The organism is Paenibacillus sp. RS8, from assembly GCF_041956825.1.
Taxonomy (GTDB): Bacteria; Bacillota; Bacilli; order Paenibacillales; family Paenibacillaceae; genus Paenibacillus_AQ.
Genome location: NZ_CP168131.1, coordinates 3,112,192 through 3,129,986, shown reverse-complemented (window position 1 = coordinate 3,129,986; position 17,795 = coordinate 3,112,192). Strand labels below are relative to the sequence as shown.

The 17,795-nt window shown below is 45.1% G+C and carries 17 protein-coding genes and 1 tRNA gene; 8 read left to right on the top strand and 10 right to left on the bottom strand.

All coding sequences use genetic code 11. The annotated features are described in order from the left end of the window. Positions 1 to 187: 187 nt before the first annotated feature. Positions 188 to 571, top strand: a complete 384-nt coding sequence (locus tag ACDZ28_RS15500) for a RidA family protein (RefSeq protein ID WP_375105120.1) — start codon at positions 188 to 190, stop codon at positions 569 to 571. 71 nt (positions 572 to 642) lie between these two features. After that, complete coding sequence (locus ACDZ28_RS15495) at positions 643 to 1,335, top strand: hypothetical protein (RefSeq protein ID WP_375105119.1); 693 nt, start codon at positions 643 to 645, stop codon at positions 1,333 to 1,335. A gap of 239 nt (positions 1,336 to 1,574) precedes the next feature. On the opposite strand, the gene ACDZ28_RS15490 is transcribed toward ACDZ28_RS15495, so the two are convergent. Further along, positions 1,575 to 2,969, bottom strand: coding sequence for an amidase family protein (locus ACDZ28_RS15490; RefSeq protein ID WP_375105118.1), 1,395 nt, complete (start codon positions 2,967 to 2,969; stop codon positions 1,575 to 1,577). Between the two features lie 478 nt (positions 2,970 to 3,447). Further along, the gene (gene ggt, locus ACDZ28_RS15485; RefSeq protein WP_375105117.1) at positions 3,448 to 5,025 is read right to left on the bottom strand and encodes a gamma-glutamyltransferase; all 1,578 of its coding nucleotides are present in this window, start codon (positions 5,023 to 5,025) and stop codon (positions 3,448 to 3,450) included. Positions 5,026 to 5,232: 207 nt separating this feature from the next. Between ggt and ACDZ28_RS15480 the strand changes: the two genes are divergently transcribed. Both ACDZ28_RS15480 and ACDZ28_RS15475 read left to right on the top strand, forming a co-directional pair. Next, positions 5,233 to 5,811, top strand: a complete 579-nt coding sequence (locus ACDZ28_RS15480) for a chromate transporter (RefSeq protein ID WP_339289715.1) — start codon at positions 5,233 to 5,235, stop codon at positions 5,809 to 5,811. After that, positions 5,811 to 6,347 (top strand): chromate transporter, encoded by a 537-nt coding sequence (locus tag ACDZ28_RS15475; protein ID WP_375105116.1) that lies wholly within the window; start codon positions 5,811 to 5,813, stop codon positions 6,345 to 6,347. Before ACDZ28_RS15480 ends, ACDZ28_RS15475 begins: the two co-directional genes overlap by 1 nt. A gap of 5 nt (positions 6,348 to 6,352) precedes the next feature. Here the strand turns inward: ACDZ28_RS15475 and ACDZ28_RS15470 are convergent, their stop codons facing one another. Further along, positions 6,353 to 6,730: a PH domain-containing protein gene (locus ACDZ28_RS15470; protein ID WP_042125154.1), complete on the bottom strand. Its 378-nt coding sequence runs from the start codon at positions 6,728 to 6,730 to the stop codon at positions 6,353 to 6,355. A 180-nt stretch (positions 6,731 to 6,910) separates the two neighbouring features. Between ACDZ28_RS15470 and ACDZ28_RS15465 the strand changes: the two genes are divergently transcribed. The 3 genes from ACDZ28_RS15465 to ACDZ28_RS15455 all read left to right on the top strand — a co-directional run bounded on the left by ACDZ28_RS15465 (position 6,911) and on the right by ACDZ28_RS15455 (position 9,662). Then, on the top strand, positions 6,911 to 7,078 hold the full coding sequence (locus ACDZ28_RS15465; RefSeq protein WP_156114741.1) for a hypothetical protein: 168 nt from the start codon (positions 6,911 to 6,913) through the stop codon (positions 7,076 to 7,078). Between the two features lie 122 nt (positions 7,079 to 7,200). Beyond that, positions 7,201 to 9,165: an ABC-F family ATP-binding cassette domain-containing protein gene (locus tag ACDZ28_RS15460; protein WP_375105115.1), complete on the top strand. Its 1,965-nt coding sequence runs from the start codon at positions 7,201 to 7,203 to the stop codon at positions 9,163 to 9,165. Between the two features lie 26 nt (positions 9,166 to 9,191). Next, on the top strand, positions 9,192 to 9,662 hold the full coding sequence (locus ACDZ28_RS15455) for an ASCH domain-containing protein (RefSeq protein WP_339289712.1): 471 nt from the start codon (positions 9,192 to 9,194) through the stop codon (positions 9,660 to 9,662). Between the two features lie 101 nt (positions 9,663 to 9,763). Here ACDZ28_RS15455 and ACDZ28_RS15450 read toward each other — a convergent pair whose 3' ends face one another. From ACDZ28_RS15450 to ACDZ28_RS15435, 4 genes are all read right to left on the bottom strand, one after another. Next, the gene (locus tag ACDZ28_RS15450; protein ID WP_170880319.1) at positions 9,764 to 9,916 is read right to left on the bottom strand and encodes a hypothetical protein; all 153 of its coding nucleotides are present in this window, start codon (positions 9,914 to 9,916) and stop codon (positions 9,764 to 9,766) included. A gap of 201 nt (positions 9,917 to 10,117) precedes the next feature. Next, positions 10,118 to 10,735 carry an NUDIX hydrolase gene (locus ACDZ28_RS15445; protein ID WP_339289711.1) on the bottom strand — a complete coding sequence of 206 codons (618 nt, stop codon included), beginning with the start codon at positions 10,733 to 10,735 and terminating at the stop codon, positions 10,118 to 10,120. A 34-nt stretch (positions 10,736 to 10,769) separates the two neighbouring features. Continuing rightward, on the bottom strand, positions 10,770 to 11,648 hold the full coding sequence (locus ACDZ28_RS15440; protein WP_375105359.1) for a TRM11 family SAM-dependent methyltransferase: 879 nt from the start codon (positions 11,646 to 11,648) through the stop codon (positions 10,770 to 10,772). A gap of 117 nt (positions 11,649 to 11,765) precedes the next feature. After that, positions 11,766 to 12,161: a winged helix-turn-helix transcriptional regulator gene (locus ACDZ28_RS15435; protein WP_375105114.1), complete on the bottom strand. Its 396-nt coding sequence runs from the start codon at positions 12,159 to 12,161 to the stop codon at positions 11,766 to 11,768. Positions 12,162 to 12,466: 305 nt separating this feature from the next. Between ACDZ28_RS15435 and ACDZ28_RS15430 the strand changes: the two genes are divergently transcribed. Further along, positions 12,467 to 13,822, top strand: coding sequence for a dipeptidase (locus tag ACDZ28_RS15430; RefSeq protein WP_042125142.1), 1,356 nt, complete (start codon positions 12,467 to 12,469; stop codon positions 13,820 to 13,822). 141 nt (positions 13,823 to 13,963) lie between these two features. On the opposite strand, the gene ACDZ28_RS15425 is transcribed toward ACDZ28_RS15430, so the two are convergent. The 3 genes from ACDZ28_RS15425 to ACDZ28_RS15415 form a co-directional block, all read right to left on the bottom strand. Further along, positions 13,964 to 14,037: transfer RNA gene (locus ACDZ28_RS15425), tRNA-Gly, on the bottom strand. Positions 14,038 to 14,203: 166 nt separating this feature from the next. Further along, complete coding sequence (locus ACDZ28_RS15420; protein WP_042125140.1) at positions 14,204 to 16,330, bottom strand: bifunctional diguanylate cyclase/phosphodiesterase; 2,127 nt, start codon at positions 16,328 to 16,330, stop codon at positions 14,204 to 14,206. A 327-nt stretch (positions 16,331 to 16,657) separates the two neighbouring features. Continuing rightward, positions 16,658 to 17,617 carry an aldolase catalytic domain-containing protein gene (locus ACDZ28_RS15415; protein WP_170880320.1) on the bottom strand — a complete coding sequence of 320 codons (960 nt, stop codon included), beginning with the start codon at positions 17,615 to 17,617 and terminating at the stop codon, positions 16,658 to 16,660. Positions 17,618 to 17,795: the final 178 nt, after the last annotated feature.

The window sequence follows — 17,795 nt, the reverse complement described above, 5'->3', positions numbered from 1 at the left end:
TTTATGTAACATTATAATTAAAATGAACCTGATTGAATAGAGAAAAACTAAATTTATATGTTTTATATGTAAATAAAATTAACATACGGTTGCGTCTATGATTAATTATTCGTCTTTAGCTCACATCACTTGTGCAGGTAGTATAATTAGATCGGACAAAATACATAATGGATTCGGAGGAGATCTTTTGAGTAAAAAGCAAGTGTTTACAGGTTCACCCTGGGAGTCGGTCGTTGGCTATTCTCGCGCCATTCGAATCGGCAATCGTATCGAAGTCGCAGGAACAACCGCCATGCAAGACGGAGAAGTAGTCGGTGTAGGAGATCCTTATGCCCAGACGAAATTCATTCTACACACCATCGAAAAAGCGCTAAACCAGCTAGATGCTGATTTGTCTAATGTGATAAGAACAAGAATGTTCGTGACAGACATTTCCCGATGGGAAGAGGTAGGCAAAGCACACGGCGAATTCTTCAAAGACATTCAGCCAGTAGCAACCATGGTTGAGGTAAAGGCACTCATCGATCCACTACTGCTAGTAGAAATAGAAGTCGAAGCATTCGTAGAATAGATTTCGCACGGGGCATAGGCATGGAGTACGGGGCATGGAGCACGAGGGCATGGAGCACGAGGCACAGGGGCATGGAGCACGAGGCACAGGGCATGGAGCACGAGGCACAGGGCATGGAGCACGAGGCACAGGGCATGGAGCACGAGGCACAGGGCATGGAGCACGAGGCACAGGGCATGGAGCACGAGGCACAGGGCATGGAGCACGAGGCACAGGGCATGGAGCACGAGGCACAGGGCATGGAGCACGAGGCACAGGGCATGGAGCACGAGGCACAGGGCATGGAGCACGAGGCACAGGGCATGGAGCACGAGGCACAGGGCATGGAGCACGAGGCACAGGGCATGGAGCACGAGGCACAGGGCATGGAGCACGAGGCACAGGGCATGGAGCACGAGGCACCTTCTTTAAGGAAGGTGCTTTGTTTGTTTTTCAGAATAAAATATGAGCGTGTTTCGGCTGATCTCTATGGTGCAGGGCATTTATGGCTTTCATTTCGGGCTATAGCGCCGGAATTTCTGCATTCCGGTGCATTTATACACCTCTTTCAGGCTATATCGCCAGAATTCCTGCATTCTGGTACATTTATACACCTCTTTCCGGTGATATCGCCGGATTTTCTGCATTCTGGTGTATTTTTACACCTCTTTCCGGTTATATCGCCGGATTTCCTGCATTCTGGGGCATTTATACACCTCTTTCCGCTGATATCGCCGGAATTCCGAAGTCCTGAGGCATTTTGGCCGTTCAATTTAGCTACATGAGTCAATTTCTTACACTCTACGAGATTTATACCGTTCTTTTTCATCACATAGAGGTGTTTACTAAACCTCTAGTCTTACGCCCACATTTGAGCGCTGTATTTTTCTTTTTACTCTAATGCACCGTTATTGAACCCACTTCGTCACGTTGAGATCTTTTGTTTTCAAAACCAATTTCACCTATCATCTCAAAACCATCAAGAACCATTAAGAACCATTAAGAACCATTAAGAACCATTATCTCAAGACCGCCGCCACACCTCCTTCACCCATGTGAGTAACCGATGATCCTGACCATGTCCTGCGATAACGGACAATCCCAACGGTGCCCCATTTGTTGAGCGCATGGGTAATGTCACTTGTGGCAGGCCTGCCAGTCCAGCTATACAGCTCAACATCATCGCCCCACTACGATTCTCCTCCAATTGACTCAAATCCCCTCCACGCAGTGGCGCTGGACCAGGTACTGTCGGAATCACAAGACAATTATCTTCTCCCATCAGATCGCGTAATTGGGCAGAAATTTCCTTACGCTTATTCTGAGCGATACTATGGTCCTTGCCCGCTAAACTGGCAGCCCAAGAGAACCGCGCTGCAATATCAGGCCCAAAGACTGGTTTTACCTTCTCAATCCAGGCGCTATGCGTTGCCCATATTTCACTACCTTGCAGCTCTCGAAAAATATCCATCCAGATCTTCAAACCTTCGGGAGCTATTATAGTATCGAGGGTATGATAAGCACCGTTTCGTAAGTGGTTCAGTCCATCTGTTAGAATATCCACATCCGTTGGAGCGACCAAATTCCAACAGTCCGTAGCAACAAATAATGTTTTCATTTTTTCTTGTAAACTTTCCACTTTAGCCTTCTGTGAATTACTCTCCAGTCCCTTCTTCACCTTTTTTTCCGCACCATTTTCTATACTCTCTAAATTTTTCTCTATCCTAGTTTCTAAACTCATCTCTATACTCTCTAAATTTTTCTCTACCCTAGTTTCTAAGCTCATGTCTTTACTCTTCTCTAGACTTTCCTTTTCCTCCATGCTTATCGTTTCTTCTTCAACTCCGCTCCCAGTACCAAGTAAAACCTCCCCAACCTTCTGGAGTACATCGATACGGTCAGCCATCCAACCTACCGTATCAAATTGCGGCGACAATGGAATCACACCTTCTATATCCACAGCACCATGCGTCGGTCGAAAGCCATATACGCCGCAATAAGCAGACGGGACGCGAATAGAACCACCTGTGTCTGTTCCAAGTGCAAAATCAACACTGCCAGAGGCTACCGCTACTGCCGACCCACTGGAAGAACCACCTGGGATACAACCTGCAGCACTTGGATTTATCGGCGTTCCATAATGATGGTTCTCACCACCCAGACTGTACATTAGCTCATCCGTATGAGTTGCTCCTTGAAGCGTCGCTCCCGATTGAAGCAGCTGACGCACTACTGCCGCATGTTCTGAAGGCGGATTGTGGCTCCGCAGCCAATCTGGGTTGCCTGCGCTAGAACAATGTCCAGCCACCGCATATACATCCTTCACCGCAAAGGTAAGTCCGTCCAATATCCCGTTTCCTAAATTCCCGACTGTTAGTTCGGGATCTATAAACGCACCATACCGATTATCCAGAACCATAGCTCCATCCTCCTCCCGTCACCATTCCTTATAAAATCTTAAACATCCCATCTCTGATCTTAGTCACCTCTCCTAAACTCTCATTCATACCTCTCTAATCAACACTTCTAAAATCTTAATCATTTAGTCTAAAAACTTTTCGTGACGCTAAATTAAGATCTCTTATGCTACTTATCCAAGAAACTTTTCAGTAAACCCTTTCTCCGAAATAACAGGAGGACGAAATTAGGCGTACGAGATAAGTAAGGTTTGGCTTAACGTCTAGCTTAAGACTTGGCTCTAGGGCGTAGGTCGAAGGCTTAGTACGGATCTTTAAATTGAATCTTTAATTCAAATCTTCAGTTCAAGTCTTTAGAAAAATACCTTTAACTCCCCCTCTGAGAACCTACATCCAAACGCACAAAGCTTTCTCCCATCCCTTTCACTCTCCAGCCTATGTCCTACCTCCATCCCGAACTCTAGCTACTCTCATCCCACCCTACCAACCAATCGCCGCGCCATCGCAGCGCGGGTCCGTCCCTCCACTACGATATCCATTGTCATCTATCGAAATCGCGTGGGCATGACCCACGATCCCGTCATATGCGTCCAGTTTCCGGACTATATGACCGGCTCCCGCCAGACCTGCCAGCACGTCATCTGCTACCCGTCCCTCCACCTTCAGCTCCTGCGTAAGCTCCCCCCAGGTTCTCCCCCATACAAAACGCGGTTCACTTATAGCCGTCTGAGGATTCATTCCATAATGCAGCATTCTTGTAAGGAGCAGCGTTTGAGTCTGAGGCTGACCTTCGCCCCCTTGTGTACCATACAAAATCGCTGGTTTGCCCTCTCGGCAGGCCATGGCTGGCATCAATGTGTGGAAGCTGCGCTTATGCGGCTCAAGTGTATTGATATGACTCGGATCAAGCGAGAAAAATGAACCCCGATTCTGCAGCAGAATCCCGGTATTCCCAGCTACCACACCGGAGCCAAACTCAAAATACAGACTTTGAATAAAAGAGACCGCATTCCCTTCCTCGTCCACAACCGCAGCATATGCAGTATCACTCCCGATGGGCTGACTTGTCAGCTGTGCCGCTTTTTGCATCGAGATCGTAGACGCCAGTTGCCCTGCATAGTTCTTATCCAGCAGCTGCACCAAAGGAATAGCACTGAAATCAGGATCTGTAAGCACTCTATCCCGATCGCGAAAACTCAGCTTAAGCGCCTCAACAAGCAGGTGATAATATTCATAAGAGCCATGCTCGATTTCTCCGAAATTAAAATACTCCAATAAATTAAGACTCATCAATCCCGTAAATCCTTGTGAATTTGGCGGCACTTGATACACCGTATGCCCGTGATATTCCGTATGAATCGGCTCGACCCAATCCCCCTGATGATCCGCAAAGTCATCCCGTGTGAGATAACCCCCAGCTGCCAGCATATAATCACAGATATCTTCAGCGATCTTCCCCTTATAAAAAGCATCCCGTCCATCCGCAGCCAGCGTCCGCAGTGTTACAGCCAGTTGTGTCTGCTGAAATCTCGACCCAGCAGATACAACCCCTCCGCCCGGCATGTAAATCGCAGATGCCTCTGCCGACAATGCCGCTCCAGCAAGCAGAGTATTATTCCGCTGATCCGGCGACATCGGAAACCCGCCCTGAGCATAGCCGATGGCTGGCTCCAGCACCTCCGCTAGCGTTAAACGGCCATACTTACTCAGCATAGAATCCCAGCTATCCACCATCCCCGGCACGGTGATGGCACTACGAATCCCTCGCCTAGGAATGGCATTCTCGCCAGTGAAGCAACTTCTGCGAACTCCGTAACCCGACCGTCCACTTCCGTTATAAGCCCGAACACAAGCCTCCTGCTTGTTATAGGTCAACCAGAACGAATCCCCGCCAAGCCCTGTCATATGTGGGTAGACTACGGCCAGCGTCGCACTAATCGCCACTGCCGCATCATAGGCATTTCCCCCTTTTTCCAACACGCGTGCACCCGCAGCCGAAGCTAAATAATGGGGGCTGACGACCATCGTTTTTGTGCCTATTACGGGTTTCTCCGCCATGTTCCCCATCTCCCTATAAACTTCTCGCTTAATTAATGTCATTTAACATTACATAAAAAACCCTTGTCAATCGATTACGCCAAACCGCAAAATAACCATCCTCTTTTTGTGTCCCATGCACAAAGATTAGTTAATCGCTAGTCAACCTCGTAGCTTCACACATATGAATTGTATAAAATGAGCTCTAAAAACAAGGGGAGGTCTCATGTGATATTCATCCATAACGACTATGTACAATTAGCTATCGCCATGTTCAGAACTGGAATTGTTGGCTATGGAGGAGGACCTTCCGTGATTCCATTGATCCGGCATGATGCGGTAACTCGCTACACTTGGCTAAGTGATGATGAATTCGGAGAGACATTGGCGATTGCCAACGCACTCCCCGGACCTATTGCCACCAAAATGGCGGCCTATCTCGGGTATAAACTTCGAGGAGTTAAAGGGGCTATTCTTTCGGTACTGGCACATATTTTACCTAGCTGCATGGCCATGATCTTCCTGTTGTCTGCTGTAAATTATTTAAGTGGCTCGAAGGTAGTCGCTGGAATGATCGCGGGGGTATCCCCTGTCATTGCGGTCATGTTAGGAATAATGGCATATGAGTTTGCGCAAAAAGCCTATAAAGGGCTAGGGAAATTTCTCAGCATAGCCTTCACCCTACTCGCATTACTCCTGTTACAAATATTTAAAATACATCCAGCTATCGTAATTGTACTTTTCCTTGGTTACGGAGCATTTCATTACCGGATCATTGCGAAGAAACAACAAGGAGGATCAAGCTGATGGACTGGTTAGAGCTCATATACGGATTTTTCATGGCTAATCTGCTTGGTTATGGCGGCGGTCCTTCCTCTATTCCGCTGATGTATCAAGAAATCGTTCCCCATTACGGCTGGCTAACCGATGAACAATTCTCCAACATGCTTGCACTAGGCAACGCCTTACCTGGCCCGATTGCTACCAAAATCGCTTATGTTGGCTATGATGTCTACAGCTGGATTGGACTAATTCTGGCATTATTAGCGACCGTACTCCCCTCCGCAGCAGCGCTTATTATCCTGTTAGAGGTCATGCAAAAATACAAGCAATCCCCCGTAGTGAAAGGGATGACATTGCTTGTTCAACCGGTCATTTCTATTATGATGGCTGTGCTCACTTGGACAATGGCGAAAGGTCCTGCAGACTCTATCGGAATCTGGCAAACACTGCTCATTGCCGTAATCGCATTCTTTGCCATAAAGCGGCTTAAGCTGCATCCTGCATTAGTCATCTTAGCCGCTTTTGCCTATGGGGGTCTGGTACTGCGCTACACTGTCTAACGAAACTATTTCAAAATATACTGGGACAACACCGCCTGTACCTCATAAATATTTACGGATTTGTTAAAGGTCTTCTTGAGCGGCACAGCGCTGCTGGATATATAGATACATAACTCCGCATCCAGATCAAAGTGTCCTGCCGTCTCCACGGAATAATGCGAGATGCTTTTGTAAGGAATGGAATGATAATCCGTCTTTTTGCCCGTCAGTCCCTGTTTATCCACTAGAATCAATCGTTTGTCCGTAAAAATAAACATATCTCTAATCAGCTTGTAGGCTCGTTCAATTTTCTCTTGAGGGGCAAGAATTTGTGCGTATTCCCGCTGTACTTCTGCCAGATTCACTTGCGATGCATTCCCCATCAATCCGTCAAAAAGCGCCATTTAGCTCCCCCTTTTCATCTGTTAAATTTCAGTGGATTATCTCCCCCACATAGAACCATATTATTCCACGATTTATATTCTATGCAGTGTAAGCCCCCTCTCTGCCATCTTTTTACTTGCTAAATTTCCGATTATTGTTTACACTGTCATTAAATTTGTTAAGAAAGGGGTGTGGAAGGAATGGATCACAATTGGACCAACAGTGTTATGAGTCGGCTACCTAAAGCGATAGCTGGCATTGCTCATGTAAATGGCGATAACGGGAGAAGTCTGTCCATTTCCATGAATTTAATAACACTACACAATTGTGAAATGCCTTTCCTGCCATCACCCGGACGGATCAGTTAACTGGAGAATGATAAGGCCGTGGGGAAATTTCCCTACGGTCTTTTTTTATGGTTTTTTTACAGAATACCAGTTTCGATTTAGGGTTCTGGCGGTGCAAAGGGCATTCTTAAAGGAGAATATATATGATTATTCAATGCCAAAATGTTCAAAAATACCACGGTGCACAGCTAGTACTGAATAGCATCACCTTCGATATCCGCCAAGGGGAAAAAATCGGCCTAATCGGCCGCAACGGCTGTGGTAAAACTACGCTTTTCCACTTACTGAATGGTGAAGAGCGCCCCGATCAAGGGCAAATCTCAATTCGCAAAGGCAGCGTAGTGGGTACGCTGGCTCAAATTCAAGAGTTTAACGAAAAAGAAACTGTACATGAGGTTCTACAACGCAGTTTTGCTGAGCCTCTGCAGTGGCAACAACGCCTGCGAGAGCTGGAGCTTGAAATGTCCACCTTCAATACCGGAACGGATGAAACACAATGGAATCGACTACTGAAAGAATACGGTAGTCTTCAGGATAAATTTGAGACCGCAGGAGGCTACGAAATTGAATCCACTATTCAGCGGGTTGCCACTGGTCTAGGAATCGGAACTGGGCAATATAGCCGACTCTTCTCCTCACTTTCTGGCGGCGAGAAAACTAAAGTCGGACTCGCAGAACTGCTGCTGCGTAGACCTGATGTACTTCTACTCGATGAGCCAACCAATCATCTAGACATGAACGCCATTGAGTGGTTAGAGCAGTACTTACAGAGCTATGACGGTACAGTGTTAGCCATTTCCCATGATCGTTACTTCCTCGATGCTGTAGTCAAGAAAGTGATCGAGATTGAGGATGGCGAGGCTTTTACCTTCCATACCAACTACAGCGGCTATCAAGTAGAGAAGGAAACACGCCTGCTTCAACAATTCGCTAATTATCAAGAACAGCAGAAAAAAATAAAACAAATGCAGGAGAGCATCAAACGCCTCATAGAATTCGGGAATCGCGGGACGCCTCCTAACCCTGCCTTTTATCGGAGAGCAGCTTCCATGCAAAAAGCACTGGATCGTATGGTGAAGGTTAAACGTCCTATTCTAGAGCGAAAATCGATGGATTTGCAGCTGCAGCAAAACGATCGCTCCGGGAACCAGGTCGTCATTCTGGAGGATATCGGTAAAGCCTATGGAGCACGAAGCCTGTTTACTGACGCAAACGAAGTGCTTCGCTACGGAGAGACTACAGCGCTTATTGGTGGTAACGGGGCAGGGAAAAGTACACTTCTAAGAATTATATTAGGTCAGGAAACGCCTGACACCGGAAGCTGTACACTGGGTTCAAGAACTGTTGTCGGTTACCTTGCGCAAGAGGCTGTCCCTGACAATAACAAACAATCTGTACTCCGCTACTTCCGTGAAGAGGCCGGACTAGAGGAAGGTGAAGCTCGCGGACAGCTTGCACGTTTCCTGTTCTATGGTGCCGATGTGTTCAAAGACATCACGAATCTGTCTGGAGGAGAATGGACCCGCCTACGTTTCGCTGTGTTGATGCATCGCAAACCAAACCTGCTGATTTTAGATGAACCAACAAACCATCTAGATATCGACTCCCGTGAGGCGCTAGAGGAAGCCTTAGAGGAATTTCCGGGTACAGTACTGGCCGTATCGCATGACCGCTATTTCATTAATCGTCTGTTCCATAAGCTCTGGTCCATTGAAAGTGGACGATTTGGAGTCTTCAACGGTAACTATGAGTATTACAAAGAGAAGCAAGCTGAACAGGTATTAGCAGCACCCGTCTCTATTCCTGAACAGCCTAAGCCTTCCTCTTCAGAAGGAATCATTTCACGCTCCGGCAAGTCTCCATCTAACGGATCCGTGAATGGGACTACGGCTAACTCATCAAGTTCCCGCAAGAAGAGCAACCTTTTCGATTGGGAAAAGGCTATAGCAGAGGCTGAGGAGCAGCTTGGGGAAATCGATGCCAAAATGCTAGATCCACAGATCAGTAGCAATGCGACAGAACTCACCGAGCTGCAAAAAGAACGCGATGTAGTGCAAGAGCAATTGGATGATCTTTATGCGGGTTGGATGGAAACAGCTGGACACTAACGTTTATTAAACAAGGAGATACGAATATGAGTAACGAAACGAAGATTAAGCTTTTTTGGGAAGAATACACCCAGCTTCATCCACAAGCAGCGAATAGCTACGAGGCTTGGGCCTTTGGCGACAGTCCTCAAATGGCCGATGAACTGCTGGATCTGGTCATCCGCGGGATTAAGACAGGAACCGCTTCAAACTATGAGGTTTATGAAGTCTGCGATGACGAGACCTTACCGGAAATTGGACGACATAGTATTCTGTTGGATGGCCGCGGCCATCCGCAAGCAGTAATCGTTACGACAGCAGTACAAATTACGCCCTTTGATGAGGTTGGCGCTGACTTTGCCTATAGCGAAGGCGAAGATGACAGAACGTTGGAGTCGTGGCGCTATGAGCATGAGAAGTTTTTCACCAGAGAATCCTTAGCATTTCTGAAGAAGCCTTTTGATTCAAAGATGAAGGTCGTTTGCGAGAACTTTAGACTAGTATATACGAAATCCTAAGAAACTCAGGAAACTAAAAAGGCGGCCTCTTCAGTTACGAAGAGACCGCCTTTGATGTATACTATACAACTATTAGAGTTAGATAATTATTAGAATATGGCTCAGTGCCAAAACCCCAGAATCCAGCCAATCACAGAGATCCATAATGGAATGCTGATTAAGATACCCCAAACCAGCCCAGTGGCAATATTGCCCTCTGCAGGACGCACCACATTTTCCTGTTTTAATGGAATGCTCAACTTTTCTTGTTCCATGCGATCCCCTCCTAAAATTCTTATCGTCACAGTAGAGGAAAAAATGTAGACCGCTCGACCCAAAAAACTTAGAATATTGAACTTTTTTAGATATAAAGGCTCAGCGGCCCAACATTGTAAGTGCTTACATAATAGTTATTACCCAACATTTAAATCATTAAAAACAACACTTTACGGAAGTCATATATAATATGTAGGTTCTTAGTCCAATATTACTACTTTTTCTGGATTTCGTAAATATTCAAACATCATGCGAATCTGCACCTCTGTATTCCGCTCAACTGAGAGCTCAGGCAGTTCATCTTCAGCAAAAAAGGATACTTCACTAGTCTCCACTCCTTGCATCGCTTCGCCGCCCACAATTCTGCACAAAATAAAAAACTTGTACACGTGATACGGCTCCGGAGGGTGGTTATGAAATTTTTTATCCAGAACAGCCAGCAAGCGAATCGCTTCCGCTTCAAACCCTGATTCTTCCCCAATTTCCTTAACAACGACCTCACTCGGTGACAGCCCTATATCCCCCCAGCCTCCAGGAAGCGCCCACTTTCCATCCAATTTCTCGCGGACAAGCAGAATTCTGTCTTCCTGAAAAACAACACCGCGGATATCTACTTTCGGAGTAGCATAGCCACCCTCACTAGCAAAGGAGAGTCTTATTCTCTCCTTGCTTTCGAACGTATAATTAGCGAGGATATCCACACTTAGCTCCCGCAAAGCTTGATACCGTTCTATATCATAGACATCTTTAGCGTAAGTTAGACCAGTCTGTGCGATGGCCTGTATTTCTTTTGCCCAGGTTAACCATTTCTGCTCCATTTTGCTGCACCCCTTTTAAATACCTTCATTAGGATTACTGGCAAAGCATTAAATGACGTGAGAACAAACCCTTTTTAGCTTCACAACGGTCTATAATCGTAAATCCAGCTTCCGTGATCATCTCATCCATCGGTTCAATCGCAACGATCACCACACGGTCAGCAATCCGGCGAGCATTCACTAGAATAGCAAACTGTTCCTCGGGTGTAATACTAGAATATAGATTATAAGGCATATCTACAATAGCTACATCGTAATGTTCAGTAATGTCAGCAATATCCCCAAGCGTTACCTCACTAGTGAATCCAAAATGGGCAATATTCGTTCTGGCACCGATCGCGATCTGAGGGTTAATGTCACGTCCGACCATATTGATTCCCATCGACAGTGCTTCTACCATCACGGTTCCGATGCCGCAGCAAGGATCAATTGCTCGCACACCTTCCGGGTTCGGAACGGCTATATTGACCGCTGCTCTGGCCACTCGTGTACTAAGCGCAATAGAGTAGCTGCGCGGTTTTTTCATCTGACGGAACCAGGTGGCCTTGTTCTTATGATAAGATCCAAAGTACCAGCGACCGCCCAGCGTAACAATACCGTATACCAACTCAGGGTGGTTTACATCCGCCTCTCCTTCAATACGCAGCCCGATTTCTCGTTCGATCACTCTACGCTCATCATATTCTATTTTGTCCGCAGGAGTCAGATCATTGGTCTTTACAAAAATAACCTTAAACGTCTTACCCCCAAGCTCCACCTGCTCCGTCTGATCATAAATCTCAGGCAAGCTGTCTCCCTCGTACATGACATCAACTCGCTCTTTAATGAAGGGACTGCGGCTTACATCCACTTCTACCTCACTCTTAAAGATTGAAGAAGGTACTTCCTCTCCAAAAAGACAACGAAGCTCCATCTGACATAGTGATAACTCGTCCTCTGAACAGGTATACGTATATATAAATGTGTTTTTTTCACTTTTCTTTAGCAAAATAATCCATCCTCTATCCCAGTAAATTGTAATGTTAGCTTGCTACTCCTGCGTTTCGTGCTGACGATCATAACCAATACGCGCCTTAGCGATTTCAGCATTGTTCCTATTGACCCATTCCACTAGGGAAGTTAGAGGATCTAGCAGGGACTCTCCTAGTCTTGTTAGACCGTATTCAACAGTCAAAGGTACCGTAGGCGTGACTTTACGCCAAACTATACCGTCTCGTTCTAAATGACGGAGCGTCTGGGTCAGCATCCGTTGTGATATACCACTACAACGCCGCTGCAGTTCTTTAAACCGCAGTGCCTTTGCACCCAAATTCACAACAATGAGCACACTCCATTTGTCCCCAACCCTGTCCAGAATTTGGCGGGTGATGGAGCAATCCTCCAGCGTTGGCATTAAGCGAATGGGTTCGTCCATTGAATGTTCCAACTGTAGTTACCTCCATGTAACTTAAGCATGTAATAGACCTTCTTGTCCCTTAAGCTTATCCAGCTTATCATGGTTACTGTTAGTAATCAACAACCGGAAAAGAACTATTAATTACGAAAAAAAGCTCCGGTCACGAAGACCAGATAAGACGTCTTTCTAATCGCTTTTGATCCATAATGAGTTCTCCAGTATAATGATTCCTATAGAATGCTAAACAAGACGGTCACGCATGGCGATAAAGCTCATGCCCAGGCGCTTACGAAGCCGGTTTTGCGCAGCAAAACTTAAGGAGGTACATACCCACTATGTCATACGAAACGTATTTTTCAACGCACCGGGATGAACATCTCGAAGAACTAAAACAATGGCTCAAGATTCCAAGTATTTCTGCCTTGTCTGAGCATAAGGACGATGTACTAGCTGCAGCCCATTGGCTGACGGACACACTAAAGAAAGCCGGACTTGAGAACATTGAACTTCATCCGACAGCGGGACATCCCGTCATATATGCTGATTATCTTCATGCTCCGGGTAAGCCAACCATTCTTGTATACGGCCACTACGATGTGCAGCCAGTAGATCCACTAAACCTGTGGACCACACCTCCATTCGAACCAGAAATCCGTGAGGGCAAGCTATATGCACGCGGAGCAACGGATGACAAAGGACAAGTATTCATTCACCTCAAAGCAATTGAAGCGATCCTGAAACAGGAAGGTACTCTTCCTGTTAACATCAAGCTCTGTATCGAAGGTGAAGAAGAAATCGGCAGCGTAAATCTGCCTCCATTCCTGGAAACTAATAAAGAAAAGCTGGCTGCGGATGCGGTGCTGGTCTCCGATACATCCCTGCTCGAACGCGGTCGTCCTGCAATTTGCACCGGACTGCGCGGCCTAGGATCACTTGAAGTGAGCGTGACTACAGCTCTTACAGACCTTCACTCCGGATCTTACGGCGGCGGTGTTCCGAATGCACTACATGCTCTCGTGTCCTTGCTCAGCTCTCTTCATGACGACAAAGGTCGTGTTTCTGTAAAAGGCTTCTATGATGGTGTACCTGAACTTTCACCTATGCTACGTGAAGAATTTGTGAAGCAAGGCGTGAATGAAGAGAAAATCCGCGAAGGACTTGGACTCGATGCATTATACGGCGAAGAAGGTTACTCCTTTGTAGAACGTATTGGTGCTCGCCCTACACTTGAGCTTAACGGCGTCTATGGCGGTTTCCAAGGCGAAGGTAGCAAGACGGTTATTCCAAAAGAAGCACATGCGAAGATTACCTGCCGTCTCGTTGGCGATCAGGACCCACAGCATATTCTTGATGCCGTTGAGGCGCATCTGAAGGCTAATATTCAAACCGGAGCGAAAGTGCATGTGAAGCAAATGGAGAAGGCTCGTGCCTTTAACATCGATCCATCGAACCCTATTCTGCAAACAGCAGCAGACGCTTACGGCAAAGTATACGGAACCCGCGCCCTCTTCACCAAAGACGGTGGCTCCATTCCGATCATGGAAAGCTTCGCCCGTGTACTTGAAGCACCCGTGGTCCTGATGGGCTTTGGTCTTGATGATGAGAACCTGCATGCACCGGATGAGCATTTCAACCTTGAGAACTTTGATAAGGGACTGCTCACCATTGTTGAGTTCTTGAAAACTGTTTAAGTGAAAAGGTGTATATAAAAAGCCAGGCTTCTCTTCGTTGAGGAGCCTGGCTTTTTGATAATCTAAGCGCAATTCATAATAAAACCAACTGCCAAAACATAAAAAAATCCTTGCATCGCAAGGATTTGGAAGTTTAAATTATGGAGCGGGTGATGGGAATCGAACCCACGCTATCAGCTTGGAAGGCTGAAGTTCTACCATTGAACTACACCCGCATTAGAAAGTGAGTACAAGAGTTATTGTATCACCCCCATAAATAAAAATCAACATTTTTTTGTTCTAGCATAAACGCCTTTCGGCGTCCTTATAAGGACGCCGAAAGGCGTTTAGCTAGAAATATAAGACATAGAGTATGGTGTGAAACTTATACTTTCTTATATTTTACAAGGAAGCACCGAGGGGAGCCTTTTTCAAAAAAGATGTCTCAAATTCAGCAGCGTGAATAGGTTTACTGAACAAAAAGCCTTGAGCTTCATGGCAATGCTGCTCGCGCAAAAACTGCAATTGCTCCTTGTTCTCCACCCCTTCTGCTGTAACCTTAAGCTTCAAATGATGCGCCATAGAAGTAATCGTAGAGACTATAGCCGCATTATTACTATCCTCCATAACCTCGGAGACAAACGATCTGTCTATCTTCAGCCTGTCAATCGGCATATTCTTCAAATAATGCAATGAGCTATAGCCTGTTCCAAAATCATCGATGCTAATAAATACACCAAGATCTTTCAAACGCTTCAGCTGATCAAAAGCCGTTTCTTTGTCCAAAGTCATACTCTCTGTAATTTCAAGATCGACATAACATGGATCTAATCCAATATCGGTCAAAATGGAATGAATCTTGCCTGCAAGGTTCGGTTGAAGAAATTGACGCATAGATAAGTTGATGGAGACGCATATCGGTTGATAACCAGCTAACTGCCACTGTTTATTTTGAAGACAAGCCGTCTTAAGTACCCATTCCCCAATCGGAACAATCAGCCCACTATCCTCAGCCAATGGAATAAACTCATTTGGTGAGACAATACCACGCTTTGGATGATTCCAACGCAATAATGCTTCCATTCCTACAATCTCTTCCGTCTCCAACTGCACCTTTGGCTGATATACGAGATAGAACTCATCACGTTCAAGCGCTCTTCGAAGATCATTTTCAAGCTTCAATCGTTCCTTTGCCTTCATCTGCATGGCTGGGATATAACGACGAATCTCTACTCCCTGTTCCTTCGCATTATGAACCGCAGTATCCGCATTTTGAATTAGATGTTCAGCCGTTTCCCCGTCACCAGGATATATACTCATCCCTAAACTGAGCGAGATATGATACTCACCAGAGTCTATATTAACGGGGGCTTCAAATAATCTAAGCAACTCTGCAGCCCTTTCCAAACATTCTCCAAGACTTGCTCTATCTGTCATCAGAAAAGCAAACTCATCTGCCCCCATACTATACAGCTCTTCACTGGGTCTAGCCTCATTACCAAGCCGCTCAGACACCAATTTTAATAATAGATCTCCGGCATAATGACCTAGAGAGTCATTTATATTCTTAAAATGATTAATATTCATAATGGCCAAAGCTGAGAATTGATCACTAGTGTCTGGCTCTCCAGCATCAATCATTTCTTCAACACGCTGTGTCAGCCGACGTCTATTTGGAAGTCCTGTTAAATCATCATGATAAGCCAAGTAATTGATCCGTTCTTCAGCCAACTGCTTCTCGTAAAATGGCTCTTCAATCGTCAGTCGATACACACCGGTAAGCAACTGGTAATATGCAACTCCGTTACATAACATCCCAAAGAGATCATCAATATTCCCTCCACTTATGGGAGTCATAAAAAACGCCTGGCCTAGAGAGAAAAAAATCAGTGCCCGAATAATAACAAGCATCGAGGCTGACTTTTCATTATTGCCAGGAAATACAATGACAGCGACACTCGCCAAGTAAACAAACAGTACCCCCAGATCAACGAATTGTTTAATCGTACTCATCCAAGGCTTAGTAAACAACTCCGGCACTGCCGAGTGGATAAATATAAATAATGCGATAAAGAGCACAATCAACATGAAGGCGATTCTGAATACATTTCTTTTTTCTGTGACGGTCACAGGTTTATCTTCTCTACTAAAAATGAACAATATGCCTAGCCCGCTGGATAGCCGTGAAAAGGTAAGTAGCCACCTTGACTCCTCAGGGGTAATAAATGATGATATCAATGGAAATGCTACAAAACCGAGTGTATGCAAGAAATCAATAATACATATTCCGCCAAAAAGAGCAGCGACATATAATCTTCCTTTAGATAATCTGCTAGAGAAGAACAACCAGCCCTGTGCAAATATCGCAAACCCAAAAGCAACAGTACAACAGCCGACAATGAGGTAGAGTGCAGAAATAATATCCCAATTGTCCAATCGGTTTAGCGATGTATGGAAAATTTGAATGAGTAGGAACAGTAAGGCTCCTATAATAGCCGCTTGAATTGTCTTTTTCTCTTCTTGTCTCATAAGTCCCTCGCGTCTGAAAATGATGTCTATTAATAAGCAACTATGTATAGTCTTGTCCTATGTATAAATATCGGCTAGATCGGTCTTTAAAGTTACATTTCTTTTGTGAGGTAGTATTTTCATAGCGATTATTCATAAATCTTGCATAAATATAAACCATTTTCTTCTAGCAGGCAAGCATTAATGCCTCCAACTTCCTTATAGGGACGGTCCGCATCTTAAAGAAAAATTATAAGAACAATTTAATTAGAGGAACTTATAGAATTTTTATTCAATAAAAAAAGCACTTCCCCCTATGAAAGGGTTCAGTGCTTCTGAACAACAGGTTTATTTATCTCCGAAGTTAACTTCTGGTGTCGTAAGCTTATCATAGAAATCAACCGCTTTATCCTTATCCGCCGATGCGCGTAGCGCCATAGCCGAACGCGGATGCTCATCAAGCGTTCCAGTGATCATGTAAGGAATGATATAGCCCCACTCTTCTTTTTCACGCAAAGGAATCATCAAGCGTTCAATGATATCAATTACAGGACGCAAAGTGTAACGAGTATTCTTCAAATGAGTCACTAGCAACTCTGTAGGACAGTTTCCGGCAGCACGTCCCATTCCATAACAGGAAGCGTCCAGCAGCTCTACACCTTTCTCAGCAGCAATCAATGTATTAGAGAACGCCAGTTGAAGATTATTGTGGGTATGTACGCCCAGGCGTTTGTTAGGCAGATGAGTTTTGAACTTCTCAACCAAATAGTTGATATCATTATGATCTAGACTACCGTATGAATCCACAATGTATACTACATCAACTACGCTCTCACGAATCATTTCGAAAGCTTCTAATAATTCATTCTCCATTACATTAGACAAAGCCATAATATTGATCGTTGTCTCATAGCCTAGATCATGGAAAGTTTGTACCAGCTGCAAGGCTTTCTCCACATCTTTGCTATAACAAGCTACCCGAATCAGATCCAGCATACTTTCGCTGCGAGGTAAAATATCATTCTCATCCACACGACCGATATCAACCAAAGCGGAAAGCTTCGTATGTCCCTTTTGCGGGATAACTTTACGTAAGAAGTCATCGTTCAGAAAACGCCATGGTCCAGCACCTTCTGCTCCTTTGAGCAGTTTAGGGGAGTTTTTATAACCGATTTCCATATAGTCAACACCAGCCTCATTCAAGCCGGCATACAAATTTTGCACAAATTCCACGCTGAAATCCCAGTTGTTAACGAGCCCCCCATCGCGAATGGTGCAGTCAACAATTTTACATTGATTAGTCTTCATAATTATCTCCCTTCAATTCCTGCAATCATCGTAGCCGCTATTGCAATCATTATAACCGCTAGCATAGCTTTACTATGCAATTTATATCGTTCAATCATACTTTAATGAAGAATAAATTGTAAAGGTTATTTCACCTTTAACTCATAGATGTTATTATCACATTATGTCTGCGACAAAT